This is a genomic window from Bradyrhizobium sp. IC3123, from assembly GCF_020193625.1.
Classification (GTDB): Bacteria; Pseudomonadota; Alphaproteobacteria; order Rhizobiales; family Xanthobacteraceae; genus Bradyrhizobium; species Bradyrhizobium yuanmingense.
The window spans coordinates 651,864-665,354 of sequence record NZ_JADYVF010000004.1 but is presented as its reverse complement, the minus strand read 5'-3'; the positions used below and the strand labels follow the sequence as shown (position 1 = coordinate 665,354).

General features: G+C 63.7%; 11 protein-coding genes. 3 read left to right on the top strand and 8 right to left on the bottom strand.

Annotation, left to right across the window (positions count from 1 at the left end; translation table 11 throughout):
* Window positions 1-70: 70 nt before the first annotated feature.
* From I6F20_RS17560 to I6F20_RS17540, 5 genes are all read right to left on the bottom strand, one after another.
* A complete protein-coding gene (locus I6F20_RS17560) occupies window positions 71-1,288 on the bottom strand; it encodes a substrate-binding protein (RefSeq protein ID WP_225127140.1) in 1,218 nt (405 codons plus the stop codon).
* A gap of 4 nt (window positions 1,289-1,292) precedes the next feature.
* Entirely contained in the window at window positions 1,293-2,150 is an 858-nt protein-coding gene (locus tag I6F20_RS17555) for a branched-chain amino acid ABC transporter permease (protein ID WP_225113637.1), read from the bottom strand.
* A gap of 36 nt (window positions 2,151-2,186) precedes the next feature.
* Window positions 2,187-3,701: an amidase gene (locus I6F20_RS17550; protein ID WP_225127138.1), complete on the bottom strand. Its 1,515-nt coding sequence runs from the start codon at window positions 3,699-3,701 to the stop codon at window positions 2,187-2,189.
* Between the two features lie 151 nt (window positions 3,702-3,852).
* Window positions 3,853-5,037: a substrate-binding domain-containing protein gene (locus tag I6F20_RS17545; protein WP_036026234.1), complete on the bottom strand. Its 1,185-nt coding sequence runs from the start codon at window positions 5,035-5,037 to the stop codon at window positions 3,853-3,855.
* Window positions 4,925-5,179 carry a hypothetical protein gene (locus I6F20_RS17540; RefSeq protein ID WP_162131185.1) on the bottom strand — a complete coding sequence of 85 codons (255 nt, stop codon included), beginning with the start codon at window positions 5,177-5,179 and terminating at the stop codon, window positions 4,925-4,927. Before I6F20_RS17540 ends, I6F20_RS17545 begins: the two co-directional genes overlap by 113 nt.
* A 37-nt stretch (window positions 5,180-5,216) precedes the next feature.
* Between I6F20_RS17540 and I6F20_RS17535 the strand changes: the two genes are divergently transcribed.
* Window positions 5,217-5,660, top strand: coding sequence for a MarR family winged helix-turn-helix transcriptional regulator (locus tag I6F20_RS17535; RefSeq protein WP_025032676.1), 444 nt, complete (start codon window positions 5,217-5,219; stop codon window positions 5,658-5,660).
* A gap of 86 nt (window positions 5,661-5,746) precedes the next feature.
* On the opposite strand, the gene I6F20_RS38375 is transcribed toward I6F20_RS17535, so the two are convergent.
* Window positions 5,747-6,151, bottom strand: coding sequence for a DUF6006 family protein (locus I6F20_RS38375; protein ID WP_225127137.1), 405 nt, complete (start codon window positions 6,149-6,151; stop codon window positions 5,747-5,749).
* 476 nt (window positions 6,152-6,627) lie between these two features.
* A complete protein-coding gene (gene secA / locus I6F20_RS17525) occupies window positions 6,628-9,468 on the bottom strand; it encodes a preprotein translocase subunit SecA (RefSeq protein ID WP_036014665.1) in 2,841 nt (946 codons plus the stop codon).
* Between the two features lie 352 nt (window positions 9,469-9,820).
* Here secA and I6F20_RS17520 point away from each other — a divergent pair, with 352 nt between their 5' ends.
* Together I6F20_RS17520 and argJ are read left to right on the top strand one after the other, a co-directional pair.
* The gene (locus I6F20_RS17520; RefSeq protein ID WP_225127135.1) at window positions 9,821-10,735 is read left to right on the top strand and encodes a peptidylprolyl isomerase; all 915 of its coding nucleotides are present in this window, start codon (window positions 9,821-9,823) and stop codon (window positions 10,733-10,735) included.
* Window positions 10,736-10,835: 100 nt separating this feature from the next.
* Entirely contained in the window at window positions 10,836-12,077 is a 1,242-nt protein-coding gene (argJ, locus tag I6F20_RS17515) for a bifunctional glutamate N-acetyltransferase/amino-acid acetyltransferase ArgJ (RefSeq protein WP_036014660.1), read from the top strand.
* Window positions 12,078-12,120: 43 nt separating this feature from the next.
* Here the strand turns inward: argJ and I6F20_RS17510 are convergent, their stop codons facing one another.
* Window positions 12,121-13,446: a TadE/TadG family type IV pilus assembly protein gene (locus I6F20_RS17510; protein ID WP_036014658.1), complete on the bottom strand. Its 1,326-nt coding sequence runs from the start codon at window positions 13,444-13,446 to the stop codon at window positions 12,121-12,123.
* Between the last annotated feature and the right edge of the window lie 45 nt (window positions 13,447-13,491).

The window sequence follows — 13,491 nt, the reverse complement described above, 5'->3', positions numbered from 1 at the left end:
CAACATCGTCAGAGGCAGCCGTGTCAATCACGGCGGGATTCACCTCTCCCCGAGAGGGGAGAGGCGAAAATCAGCATTCCTTGGGATCGACGAGGCCGTTGCTGCGCCCGACGATCTCGTAATTTCCGCTCTTGGCGACGGCGGTGTACATCTTCATCTTGCAGTGCCGCTTGCCCGGCACCATCTCGGCGGGTCCGCCCGGACCTTCGGCGATCTTGGCATGGTCGAGCGCGGCGGCCACGGACTCGCGGTCGATCTTGCCGGCTTCCTTGACCGCGGCTTCCCACAGCTTGAGGCCGCGATAGGTGCCGGTGGCAGCGCTGCCGGCGGCGAACAGGAAGTTGCCCGGGAAATCCTTCTCATAGGCCGCCTGAATCTTGGCGTCGAACGGGTTCTCCTTGGTCAGCACCTTGAAATAGTCGAGGCAGCTCGCAAGGCCCTCGATCTCCGCGGCTTGGTTGATGTTGAGCGTGTTCTCGTCGTAGTAGACGCAGGCCAGGCGCCCGCCGTTCTTGAGGAAGCCTGCTTCATAGAGCTGCTTGAAGAACGGGCCGACGCCGGGCGGGATGACGGTGTTGAAGACGACGTCGACCTTGTTGGAGATGATGCGGTTGACGGTCGCGGAGAAGTCGACCTGGTCGAGCGGGTAATATTCCTCGAACACGACCTCGCCGCCATTGGATTCGATCACCTTGCGGGCGTAGACGTTGAGCGTGTGCGGCCAGACATAATTGGCGCTGGGCAGCGCGAACTTCTTGCCGCCGTTCTTGATCAGCCAGGGGATGAACTCGTCGCATTGCTGCGCCGGCGTCGGGCCGGTGCAGAACAAATGGGGCGTGCACTCCTTGCCCTCGTAGAGCTGCGGATAGATGTAGAGGGTCTTGCCGCGCGCGACGATCGGGTCCTTGATCGCGTTGCGCATCGAGGAGGTGATGCCGCCGAGCACCATATCGACCTTGTCGCGCTGGATCAGCTTGCGCACGTTGCCGACGGCGACGGATTCGTTGGAGGCGGTGTCTTCGATGTAGAGCTCGAGCGGACGGCCGAGCAGGCCGCCGGCCGCGTTGATCTCCTTGATCACCATTTTCGCGACGTTGGCGTCGGCGTTGCCGGCATAGGCGATCGGGCCGGTGAGGTCGGTGGCGATGCCGACCTTGATCGGCGCCTCGGCCGCATTGGCCCAGGGCGCCGGAATCACCCAGCTGCCGACGCCGGTTGCGACCGCGCCGGATGCAAAGGCGAAATTGGACAGGAAACGACGTCGCGTGAGCTGAGTACGATCGAGCATGTGATTAAACCCCTTTTCCAGCGATGAGACCTTGCGGACGGAATTTGATGAAGACGATGGCGAGCACGAAGACGAGCACGTCGGCGACGACGGGTGCCATTACCCAGGGCAGCGCCGCGCTCAGCGTGCCGATGACGCCGGCGCCCGCGACCGGGCCGATGAAGGAGCCGACCCCGCCGACCATGACCGCGACAAAACCCTGGATCAGGAAGCGCAGGCCGAGATCGGCAAACAGGCTGAACACCGGCACGATCAGCGCGCCAGCAAGGCCCGCGAGCGCCGCACCGAAGGCGAACGTCGCGCCGTAGATCAGCGGCGTCGAAATGCCCGACGCACGCGCCAGCGACGGGTTCTCCAGCGTCGCCCGCACGCGCAGGCCGAAACTCGTCCGCGACAACAGCAGATAGCAGAGGCCCATCACCAGCAGCGTGATGATGATGATGGTGAAGCGCCACGCCGAGATGTGCATGGCGCCGATATCGATGGAGCCGCCGATCGGCTCCGGCACGGTGAGGTAGAAGCCGCCGATCAGCCCGCGAACGGCCTCGCGGATGATCAGGCCGAGCGCATAGGTGCCGAGCATGGCAACGATCGGCGCGGCGTAGAATCGTCGGATGATCAGCGCCTCCAGCACGAAGCCGAGCGCACCGACCACGAAAGGCGCCGCAACCATGCCGGCCCAGATCGGCAGGCCCTTGGCATAAGCGAGATAGGTGATGTAGGCGCCGAGCAGGACGAATTCGCCCTGCGCGAAGTTGAAGATGCCCATCATGCTGGCGATGATCCCGAGCCCCAGCACGATCAGGACGATGATCGCGCCGAAGCTCAGGATCTCGAACGCCGCGACGAACGCGTTAGCCATGCGTTGCGTTTCCGCCGAGTTGAAGCGAAGGTTTCCTCACATCTTCTTCCAGTCGCCGATCTGCTCGAAGGCATGGGCGGCGCGGTAGATCGTGGATTCCTCGAACATGCGGCCGACCAGCATCAGCCCGACCGGCAGGCCGTCGACCATGCCGCAGGGCAGCGACATCGCGGGATGGTGCGTGATGTCGAACGGCGCGGTGTTGGAGATCATCTCGAGCGCGCGGGCGACATAGTCCTCGCGGCTGGCATTGAGCTCCGGCAGCTTGGTCGCCTTCATCGGCGTCGTCGGCATCAGGAGCAGGTCGTAATCCGCAAAGGCCTTGTCGTAGGCCGCGGTCAGCCGGCGCGAGATGTTGAGCGCCTTGCCGTAGAAGCGCGGGCCGAAATTGTTGTTGATGTAGGTGCCGAGCATCATGAACAGCTTCGTGGTCTCGGACAGCGAGTCGGCCTGCCGACGCCAGCCGCGATGGAAATCCATCAGCGAGGTCGAATAGAGATCGCCGCGGCTGAGGCCGTAGCCGTCGCCGAACATCATGGTCTGGGTCAGGCCTTCCGTGCCGATCGGCGTCCAGATCGCCCCGCCCATCAGGTGCATCGGGATCGAGACGGTCTCGACCGTGGCGCCGAGATCCCTAAAGCGCTTTGCGGCTTCGCGCACGCTTTCGTTCACGGCGGACTCGGCGGTCGGCTGCTCGAAGCCTTCCTTGACGATGCCGATCTTCATGCCCTTGACGCCCTGGCCTAGCGCCTTGGTGTATTCCTCGACCTTCGGAGCCTTGATGCGCGGATCGTAGCCGTCGTCCCCGGCGAGCACCTCGAGCAGCAGCGCATTGTCTTCGACCGTTGCCGTCATCGGACCGGTGTGATCGACATAGATCTCGATCGGCATGATGCCGGTGTAGGGGACGAGGCCCCAGGTCGGCTTCATGCCGTAGATGCCGCAGAACGACGACGGCATGCGGATCGAGCCGCCCTGGTCGCCGCCAATGGCCATGTCGACCTCGCCGAGCGCGACCACGACGCCCGATCCCGACGACGAGCCGCCGGCCGAGTAGCCCATCTTGTGCGGATTATGCACCGGCCCGTAGGAGCCGGTGTGGCTGCCGCCGGACAGGCAGAAATGCTCGCAATGCACCTTGCCCTTGATCTCGGCGCCGGCATCCAGCATGCGCGTGACGATGGTGGCGTCGAAATCGGGCACATAGCCTTCCAAGGTCGACGAGCCGTTGGTCATGGGCACGCCGGCCAGCATGATGTTGTCCTTCAGCGCGATGGTCTTGCCCTTGAGCTTGCCGCTAGCGGCGCCCTTCACTGTCGACTTGCGATACCAGGCATTGCGCGGGTTCTCCTCCGCCGAGGGCCGATAGCCCGGCGTGCGCGGATATTTCACTTCGGGCAATTCGTCCGGCATCGCGGCAACGAGATTGTAGGCTTCGATCGAGCCCTGCATGAGACCGCGGAACGAGGCGACGTCGTCATCGGTGAGCGAAAGACCGCATTGCTCGGCGACACTGCGAAGTTGGGCTGGCGTGGGAAGGGCAACTGTCACGGCGCTCTCCTTGAAGTTCTTTGCAACGTTGGGCGTGGCCGCCCCGGCGCGACGCACGCACCCGCGGCCTCGCCGAAACATTCAAAACGGAAATATTTTCCTTTTCAAGTATTATTTTGCAAATGCGCCGGCCGGTCAAGCCGCGAGGCGGTCAGAGCGGCTTGATCAGCTTGAAATCGAGACCGTCGGCCTCGGCGAGATGCATCGGCATCCGCACGTGCCCGTTGCAGACGGTAACCCGACCGCGGGCGCCGCTGTAGACGATGTTGCGGCCGGCCGCGAGCAGCGGCCGCATCGCCAGCGAACCAGCCTTGTTCGCAACGGCTTCGAGGAAGCGCAGGCCTTCGTAACTCGATTGCCCCACCGAGCCGATCGGCGGCGCATTCGGCCCGAACATCGCGTGATAACGGCTCTGGAAGTCGTCATTGGCGCGCGCGCCGGTGCCGGTGAAGTAGCCGGAAGCGCAGAACATGTTCTCGCTGTTGTCGGCGCCGATGCCGAGTAGCACGGTATCGTCCATCGCGCCCGCGAGCCGCAGCGTCGTGGCGCCTAGCCCACATTCGCCGAAGGCCCGGTTGAAGGTGATGCTGTCGGTACCGATCAGCGAGATCAACACGACATCGGGCTTGGCGGCGCGGATCCGCGCCAGATGCGGCCCGTGATTGTCTTCGCCGAGCGGGACGAACTCTTCGCCGACGACGCGGCCGCCGGTTTCCTTGATGTAGTTCTTCACCGCGCGATGCGATTGCCAGGGCCAAACGTAGTCGCTGCCGATCAGGTACCAGCGTTTGGCCTTCTTGACGTCCGCGAGCCAATGGATGGCGGGGCGGCTCTGCCAGCGCGGCGTCTCGCCGATCGCCATCACGCCGGGCGTGCGCTCGCCGCCCTCGTAGACCGGCGTGTAGATATAGGGAATGCGGTGGCGTGTGGTGACGTCGCGGAGGCCCACGCGAACCGCGCTGGTGTGCAATCCGACGATCAGATCGACCTCGTCGAATGCGATTGCCTGCTCGGCGCGGTCCAGAACCTCATCCAGCGGCCCGCCGGCATCGTAGATCGACAGCTCGAGCTCGCGGCCGAGAATGCCGCCGCGCTTGTTGATCTCGGCGACGGCAAGCTGCGCGCTGTTCGTGGCACACGGGCCCCACACGCCAGGCGAGCCGGTGCAGCAGATGAAGCCGCCGACGCGCAGCTTGTTGACGCCGCGGCGCTTGAACAAGGCGTCACCGTGCGGCGACAAGGCACCGCCAGCTGCCGAAGACGACAGATTCCTGAACAGCAAGGACGGCGGTAACGCCGAGCCGCCGTGAGCCGGGAAGTTCACCGTCGCGCGCACGCCAACTCCTGTCTGAGGCCAGACCTGAAAGCACATTGAGCAGGCGGCCGCGGCTTCCGCCCTTTTGTTGGGCAATGATCTTATTTTGAAAATATTGAATATTCAAGAATTGAAGTGCATATAGATGCAGCATCGATTGCAAGACATTCACTCATTTGGGTCAAGGCGAAGTCTCAGCCGTGGCAAAACCGCCGAAACAAAATTCCCCAATCACCGAACACCTCGCTTACCTGCTCGCGCAAGCCAACCGGGAAATCAACCGGCAGCTCGAACTGAGGTTGAGCAAGGAGGGCGTGCCGGTCGAGCAATGGCGCATCCTGAAAGTGCTGTCGGACGGCGAGGGCCATTCGATGGGCGAGCTCGCGGACGCCGTGCTGCTCAACCATCCGACGCTCACGAAGATGATCGACCGCATGGTCTCCGACACGCTGGTCTACCGCGTGCAGGACCCGAACGACCGCCGCAAGGTGCTGATGTTCATCTCCGACCGCGGCAAGGTGCTGTGCAAGAAGCTCAACTCGCTCGCGGTCGACCAGGAGGAGCACATCCTGGAGAGCTACGGCGACAAGTCGACGAGCGAGCTCAAGCGGCTGCTGGAGAGCTTGATCGACAGCTCGAATTAGACCTCGTGAAGTGGAGCGTGGCGCCTTGCGAAGCGCACACACACATCTGCCGTTTCAATGCATAGCCAGAGGAAAGCACTCGCGCATCATCGCCAGCACGAGAGGCGATAGCGTTGGCCATTCCATGTCGTCCAGCCCACGGCCTTGTTGCTGACCGGCTTGGCTAGATACCATCTGTTGCCGTCGGCATGGTTGAAGTACACGCCGCCCTGGGTTCCGCTGCGTGGATTTGTCAACTTCACCCATCGCGAGCCATTATCTGAGAAGCGGCCTGACCAGCGTGCTCCCGAAGTGCTGGTGCAAGTGTTGCCGTTGCAGGTTGTCTGACTGTCATCGACGGCGGCCCATTTCATCCGGGCCGGGCGGCCGTCGATGTTGCACGACCATGTTCCGCCCCACCATCCGCCCACTTGGCTCGCAGGGGCGGAACCGCAGGCGTAAAGACTCAGGGCAAGGACACAAAAGGCGGTTGGCAGCGCGCGTTTGGGCATTGTCTGGCTCCAATTTTCAGGCCGCGTCTCGTGAATCAATCAAACCACGGATTGAGCTCTGTAGCGGTGATCCAGATCACAATGAGCAGTGGTAAAAAGTTGGATGGTCTACCCGAGGGCGTTCGCCGAGACACGATGCCGCGGTTTGACCATTGGCTCTCCCGGCGAAGAGTTCTTCAGCGACGCAGCCGCGCGAGCGAGTGGCCGCCGGCCATCTGCAGAAGCAGCAGCACTCCGGAGTGATCACAGGAACAGGCGCTGAGGCGGGTTGCCAGATGACTGAAGCGTGCTCAGCCGCGCGTGACGGATAAAGGACCGTCTGACAATTGTGCGCCAGCCATCCTCAATGGCGTGCGCCTACCATTCGTTATGCAACGGAAGACCAGCAGGCATCATATGGATCGAAAGCATTCGACGCCTGGCGAACTCGTGGGCCAAGACAACACCGCGAGTTCGCTGGGTTTTGAGGTCATCGATCAAGCATACCGCCCGTGGCAGTGCTTGTACTTCTTGCCACTACCGCACGGGCAGTCCTCGTTGCGGCCGACCTTGCCCCAGCTGGTCGGGTTCTTCGGGTCGCGCATCGACGCATCCGTGGCCTGGGCGCCCAGGGTGACGCTGGCGAGAGCCATCTCGTCCTCGCCGGTGTTCGGATCGAACTTGTGCGCCTCCATCGGCGGCAGGACGGGGGCCTCCTGCTCCGGCGGGACGATCTCGACGCGCATCAGCTGCGCCGTGACGGCCTCGCGCAAGTGAGCGCTCATCTCCTGGAAGAGATTGAAGGCTTCGGTCTTGTACTCCTGCAACGGATCGCGCTGGCCGTAGCCGCGCAGGCCGATGACCTGGCGCAGATGGTCGAGCATGATCAGGTGCTCGCGCCAGAGATGGTCGAGCGTCTGCAAGAGGATGGTCTTCTCGACGTAACGCATCACGTCGGGACCCCATTGCGCGACCTTCGCCGCCATGTGCTCGTCGGCCTTGGTCTCGATGCGAGTCAGCAGCTCCTCGTCGGCGATGCCCTCTTCCTTGGCCCATTCGTCGACCGGCAGGTCGAGATCGAGCACGCGCTTCAATTCGTCCTTGAGCCCGGCGACGTCCCACTGCTCGGCATAGGCATGCTCGGGCACGTGCTTGGCGACGAGGTCGTCGATGAAGGCGTGGCGCATGTCGGCGACGGTCTCGGCGACGCTCTCGTCCTTCATCAGCTCGACGCGCTGGTCGAAGATCACCTTGCGCTGGTCGTTCTGGACGTTGTCGAACTTGAGCAGGTTCTTGCGGATGTCGAAGTTGCGCGCCTCGACCTTCTGCTGCGCCTTCTCCAGCGCCTTGTTGATCCAGGGATGGATGATGGCCTCGCCCTCTTGCAGGCCGAGACGCTGCAGCATGCTGTCGAGACGGTCCGAGCCGAAGATGCGCATCAGGTCGTCTTCCAGCGACAGGAAGAACTTCGAGCGGCCGGGATCGCCCTGACGGCCGGAACGGCCGCGCAGCTGGTTGTCGATGCGGCGGGACTCGTGGCGCTCGGAGCCGATGATGTAGAGGCCGCCGGGCTTCTTCACGGTCTTGGCAGGCTTGCTTCCCTTGGCCGGCTCGACCTCGACGGTCTCCTCGGCCTTCAGCACGATGTCGCGGAAGTGCTCGATATCGGCCTTGATCTGCTCGATCTTCTTGGCCTTCTCGGCCTCGTCGGCGATATCAGCAGTCTCCTGCTGGATGCGCATCTCCAGCGAGCCGCCGAGCTTGATGTCGGTGCCGCGGCCGGCCATGTTAGTGGCGATCGTGATCGCGCCCGGCACGCCGGCTTCGGCGACGATGTAGGCTTCCTGCTCGTGGAAGCGCGCGTTCAGCACCGCGAACAGTTTCGCCGGCTTGCCGGCGCGGGCGGCGGCATAGAGCTTGTCGAGCGCGCCCTCCTTGCCGAAATCGATCTGCTTGTAGCCGTTCTTCTTGAGGAATTCGGCGAGCACCTCCGACTTCTCGATCGAGGCGGTACCGACCAGCACCGGCTGCAGGCGCGCATTGGCGCGCTCGATCTCGGCGAGGATGGCCTGATATTTTTCCTTCTGGGTCCGATAGACCTCGTCGTCCTCGTCGAGGCGCGCGATCGACAGATTGGTCGGGATCTCCACGACCTCGAGCTTGTAGATGTCGAACAATTCGTCCGCTTCGGTCGCGGCGGTGCCGGTCATGCCCGCCAGCTTCTCGTACATGCGGAAGTAGTTCTGGAAGGTGATCGAGGCCAGCGTCTGGTTCTCGGGCTGGACCTGGACGTGCTCCTTGGCCTCCAGCGCCTGATGCAGGCCTTCTGAATAGCGGCGGCCCGGCATCATGCGGCCGGTGAACTCGTCGATGATGACGACTTCGCCGTCGCGGACGATGTAGTCCTTGTCGCGCGTGAACAGCGTGTGAGCGCGCAGGGCCTGGTTGATGTGGTGCACGACGGAGACGTTCTCGACGTCGTAGAGCGACTCGCCCTTGAGCTGGCCGGCATCGCGCAGCAGCGTCTCGATCTTCTCCATGCCGCCTTCGGTCAGCGTCACCGTGCGCTGCTTCTCGTCGACCTCGTAGTCGGTCTTGTCGAGCCTCGGCAGGAAGCCGTCGATGGTGTTGTAGAAGTCGGAGCGGTCGTCGAGCGGGCCGGAGATGATCAGCGGCGTGCGCGCTTCGTCGATCAGAATGGAGTCGACCTCGTCGACGATGGCGAAGAAGTGCGGCCGCTGGACCATGTCCTCGAGCCGGTACTTCATGTTGTCGCGGAGATAGTCGAAGCCGTATTCGTTGTTGGTGCCGTAGGTGATGTCGCAGGCATAGGCCGCCTTGCGCTCGGCATCGTCGAGACCGTGCACGATCACGCCGGTGGTCATGCCGAGGAAGCCGTAGATCTGGCCCATCCAGCCGGAGTCGCGGCGGGCGAGGTAGTCGTTGACCGTGACGACGTGGACGCCTTTGCCGGCGAGCGCGTTCAGATACACCGCAAGCGTCGCGACCAGCGTCTTGCCTTCGCCGGTCTTCATCTCGGCGATGTCGCCCTCGTGCAGCACCATGCCGCCGATCAGCTGGACGTCGAAATGGCGCTGGCCGAGCGTGCGCTTGGCGGCCTCGCGCACGGTGGCGAAGGCCGGGACGAGGAGATCGTCCAGCGTCTTGCCGTTCGCGAGCTGCTGCTTGAATTCCGCGGTGCGGGCCTTGAGCGCCTCGTCGGAGAGCTTCGAGACCTCGGGCTCCAGCGCATTGATCGCGTTGACGCGGGACTGATATCCCTTCACCCGCCGGTCGTTGGCGGAGCCGAAAAACTTGCGGGCGAGCGCGCCGATCATGCCAGGTTCCTGTGTTCGCGATTCAACCGCGTTGGGCCTAAGAAGTTGTCACCCGCCCGCCTATCAACTCACCGTGACGCTTCGCGGCGTCAGAGCCCGGACTGCGGGGGACATCCGCCATATGGGTGGGAATTGGGCAAGTCTGGGTTCAACGGCCAAAAACGCAGCAAAATAAACGCCATCGCCATGGTCGCGACCGCGCAGAGATATGGCCCGGTCGGGGCCTTGTCAACGGCGGGCGCAGTGCGGCTAATTCATCATTTTGACAGACTTTTCGCGTTGCCAAGCCCCCCTGATTGGGCGAGTGTCCGCCCCGCTCGAGCAGCCCCCTGCTTCAACATAAGGATTTTCCATGACCACCTCGTTCCCGGCAACCCAGCGCTTCCGCTCCGCGTCCGCCCTGGCTGGCAGCCTCGCTCTGGCGCTGTCCCTGGCGTTTGCGGGCCCGCTCCGGGCCGCCGATGATCCGGTGCTGGCGAAGGTCAATGGCGCGGAAATCAAGAAGAGCGACGTCACCATGGCCGAGGAGGAACTCGGGCCGAGCCTCGCCCAGATGGACCCAGCGACCAAGGACGAGAACGTCCTGTCGTTCCTGATCGACATGAAGATCGTCAGCAAGGCTGCCGAAGACAGGAAAATCGCCGACGGCGAGGAGTTCAAGAAGCGCCTGGCCTTCGCCCGCAACCGGCTTCTGATGGACAGCCTGCTCGCCAGCGAGGGCAAGGCCGCCACCACGCCGGACGCCATGAAGAAGGTCTATGAGGAGGCCGCCAAGCAGATCACCGGCGAGCAGGAGGTGCGCGCCCGCCACATCCTGGTCGAAACCGAGGACGAGGCCAAGGCGGTGAAGGCCGAGCTCGGGAAGGGGGCCGATTTCGCCGAGCTCGCCAAGAAGAAGTCCAAGGACCCCGGCTCCGCCGATGGCGGCGACCTCGGCTTCTTCACCAAGGAGCAGATGGTGCCGGAATTCTCGGCCGTGGCCTTCTCGCTGGAGCCCGGCAAGATCTCCGACCCCGTGAAGTCGCAGTTCGGCTGGCACATCATCAAGGTCGAGGAAAAGCGCAACCGCAAGGCGCCCGATTTCGAGCAGGTCAAGGCCCAGATCGAGCAGTACGTGACCCGCAAGGCCCAGGCCGAGTATGTCGCCAAGCTGCGTACCGAAGCCAAGGTCGAGCGGCTGGACCAGCCGGCGCCGGATGCGTCGAAGGACGCCAAGCCGGAGGCGAAGCCGTCCGACAGCAAGATGGCGCCGCCGGCGAAGAAGTAAGAATTCGCTGTCACTTCGCGGACGCCAAGTATATCTAACGTCGCAATGGCCGGGGCTCCCCCGGCCATCTGCATGTCCAGACCCTACCAAGGCGCCCGCGATGTCCTCCTCCGTCTCTCCGCTCGCCCCCAAAACCGTCCCTGATATGCCCGTGATCGCGGGCATCCGTCTGGCGACGGCTGAAGCCGGCATCCGCTACAAGAACCGTACCGACGTGCTGCTCGCGGTGATGGACAAGGGCACTGCCGTCGCCGGCGTCTTCACCAGGTCGAAGTGTCCCTCGGCCCCGGTGGAATGGTGCCGCGCCAAGCTGAAGGGCGGCAAGGCGCGCGCGCTGGTGGTCAATTCCGGCAATGCCAACGCCTTCACCGGCAAGACCGGCCGCGCCTCCACCGCGCTGACGGCGAAGATCGCGGCCAAGGCGGTCGGCTGCAGCGAGAGCGAGATCTTCCTGGCCTCGACCGGGGTGATCGGCGAGCCGCTGGATGCCACCAAGTTCGACGGCGTGCTCGGCCGCCTCGCCGAAGCCGCCGAGCCCGGCGATTACCTCGCCGCGGCCAAGGCGATCATGACCACCGACACCTTCCCGAAAGTGGCGACCGCGACAGTCAAGCTCGGTAAGGCCAAGGTCACCATCAACGGCATGGCCAAGGGCGCCGGCATGATCGCGCCCGACATGGCGACGATGCTGTCCTTCATCTTCACTGACGCGCCGATCGCGCCCGCCGCGCTGCAGGCGCTGCTCAAGAGCGGCGTCGAGGACACGTTCAACGCCGTGACCATCGACGGCGACACCTCGACCTCCGACACGCTGCTGGCGTTTGCGACCGGCGCCGCCGCCGAGCACGGCGCGCCGAAGATCAGCCGCGCCAGCGACCCGCGCCTGAAGGCCTTCGTCAAGGCGTTCAACCAGGTGCTCGCCAATCTCGCCGAGCAGGTCGCCCGCGACGGCGAAGGCGCGCGCAAGCTGGTCGAGATCACCGTCGAGGGCGCCAAGACCAAGGCCTCCGCCCGCAAGATCGCGATGTCGATCGCGAACTCACCGCTGGTGAAGACCGCGATCGCGGGCGAAGACGCAAATTGGGGCCGCGTGGTGATGGCAGTCGGCAAGGCCGGCGAGCCGGCCGATCGCGACAAGCTGTCGATCTCGTTCAACGGCATCCGCGTCGCCAAGCGCGGCGCGCGCGATCCCGATTATGACGAAGCGCAGGTGTCGGAAGCGATGAAGGCGCCGGAGATCGCGATTCTGGTCTCGCTCGGCCTCGGCAAAGGCCGCGACCGCGTCATGACCTGCGACCTCACCAAGGAATATGTGGCGATCAACGGGGACTACAGGTCGTAGGCCTTCTCCCTCTCTCCGTTCTTACGGGGAGAGGTGAGCGCCCTCATCCGGAGATCCGCGCGTCCGCGACCGCCTTCTTGAACAGCGCGTTCATGGCGTCCGCGATGCCTTGCGTCGGGCTGACCTCGAAATACAGGCCCGGCGAAGCGCAGCTCTGCATGTTCTGTGCGATCTGGCTGTTCGGCGACGGGCCATAGGGGCCGGCATTGAATGGATCGATCCACTTCATGTACCAGGGGTTGGTCGGCAGCGCGAGATACGTCGTGTACAACACCGCGACCTTGACGCCGCGATCCTTCATCGTCTTGCAAAGCGCAGGGTTGAGCGGCGACTGGCACCGCGTGCTGCCCGAGAGCGGTTTCAGGCATCCGGTGTTGCTCTCATCGGCCACGCCGTCGGACACGAAGAACAGATACTTGAGCGGACTGGCCGACGTGCCGCTTCCGGGGGAGCTGATCTCGCCGTTGATCGCGGGAAAGACCGCGGTGAATGGGGTATCTTGATCGTGATTCTCGTTCTGGCCGTTCACCGACATCAAGTCGATCTTGCCGGCCGCCGCCTTGGCGCTGGAGAGAGAGGCCGACAACGAAAACAGACTGCGCAGGCCGAGCGAACTTGCAGAGCCGCCGAAATCATAGATCGCCATTCTGAACTGGTTTGAATAGGTCTCGGTGGCGTTTGCCGTATCCATCAAGGACTCGGTGGCGCTCCGAAGCACGTCGATCCGGGTGGTCACGCCAAGCTTCTTGGCAAGGTCGTAATAGTTGTTCTTGTCCTTGAGATCGTGGCAGGCGAAAGCGCACTTGTCCGACGTGTTGTTGACCATCTTCTGCACGTCGGCCGGGGTCGCACCGACGCCCATCGACGGCGAATTGTCCAGCAGCAGGTAGAAATCGATATAGAGCGGCATGCTGGCCGTCGCCTTCGACGTGCCGCTCAACGTCAGCACCGACTTGCCGATCACGCCGAGGAACATGGTGTTCAAAGTTGCGGTGAACGAAACCGTCGCGGTGACGGTCGAGCCGGACTTGACCACGGTCGGCGTGAGGCCGGTCAGCGTGTAGCCGGACTGACTGGCGCGATTGGCATTAAAAATGTTCGTGGCGTCCGTGATGCCGACCGAAATCGAGCCGTCCGCAGTCATGTTGCCGGCGGCCTTGAAGGCGGGCGAAGCCTTGGCGATCGAACCGACACTGGCGGCATCCGCCGCGGCCTGAAGCTTGGACCGGATCATCGTCGCGCGCGAATAGTCAATGGCGCAGCCGACCGCACTGATCAGGGGAACGCAGGCGAGCGCGAAAATCACCGCGATATTGCCGCTCCGGTCGTGGACGAACCGGCGGACGAGAACCGAAGGCGCAGCGCGCATGAGGTGGCCTGGAGTGGTTTAAAGAGTTCCCACTCTAGGAACTGC